Here is a 1156-nt window from a genome sequence, read left to right as displayed (position 1 = left end):
ACATCGCTGCATCGTTATGCTTTAGTTATTCATGATTGGTCACAAATCCAATATGTGACACATCGTAATAAAACCCAAAAACTCCAAAGGACACATCAGTACGACTCAGGCTATGAATTACAAACGAGCTTACTTGTTGATGCTGCTTCTGGACTACCTGTTGCTCCATTAGCTCAGACCCTTTCTAGTGCTTCAGGTTGCTATTCGACATTCAATGAGCAACAGACCGAACATAAAACCCATTTAGACTCCCTTTCTGAACAAATTCAAAAAGTTGAACAGTTTCCTCTTGATAAAACCTGCGTACATATTATTGATCGTGAAGGAGATTCCATTGCTCATCTCAGGGAATTAAGCAGTCATGGTTTTCAATGGCTTATTCGAGCAAAGGAAGGAAATCGGATTGAGCATCAGGGTGAAATATGTAAAGTTGGAGAAGTTGCTGAACGTATCGAAATACAGCAAGTGAAACCCATTTCTTATAAGGGTAATCAACATATGCTTTATGTTGGAGAAACCAATGTTCGGCTTACCCGTGCTGCAAAATCAAATAAAAAAGATTGTTTAGGTCAAAGAGTTGCTCCTCAGAAAGGTGCTGCAATTGAGGCTAGACTGATTATTGCGGTGGTTAAAGATATTAATGAAAAGACAGTTGCAAGATGGTCATTGATCAGTAATGTACCAACTGAGATTACCGCAGTAGAACTGACGACTTGGTATTACTGGCGTTGGTCAATCGAATGTTATTTCAAACTTCTCAAGCAAGCAGGCCATGATATTGAGTCATGGCTTCAGACTACGCCAGAAGCGATTTTAAGGCGTTTGCTAATCAGTTGTATGGCTTGTGTGTTGACGTGGAGAGTACAGCGTTGTACAGATGAACAAAATCAGAAAGTCCGTGCATTTTTGACTAGACTTTCAGGTAGACAACAGAAAAGAGGCAAGGTAGAGAGTGCGCCTGCCATATTGGCAGGACTCTCGATTTTACTAAATACTCTTCAACTGCTCTCAGAATATTCAATAGATGAACTGAATGAAATCGCAACTATTGCACTAGGTACCTAAAGATGTGTAGATACCTATGCCCACAAGGGGGACTAGCGGATTGCAGCCTTATATCCCCGCCCTGAAGGGCGAGGTTTTACGGCTAAAGGGA

The 1156-nt window shown here is 41.2% G+C and carries 1 protein-coding gene; it reads left to right on the top strand.

The window, feature by feature from the left end:
• The coding region (locus GW12_RS02640; RefSeq protein ID WP_034583060.1) for a transposase at positions 1-1065 on the top strand (1065 nt) is incomplete at its 5' end.
• Positions 1066-1156 lie beyond the last annotated feature (91 nt).

Source organism: Acinetobacter sp. HR7 (genome assembly GCF_000773685.1).
In the GTDB taxonomy this organism is placed as follows: Bacteria; Pseudomonadota; Gammaproteobacteria; order Pseudomonadales; family Moraxellaceae; genus Acinetobacter; species Acinetobacter thermotolerans.
The sequence above is the reverse complement of the archived record's forward strand: the minus strand, read 5'-3'. Positions and strand labels throughout refer to the sequence as shown.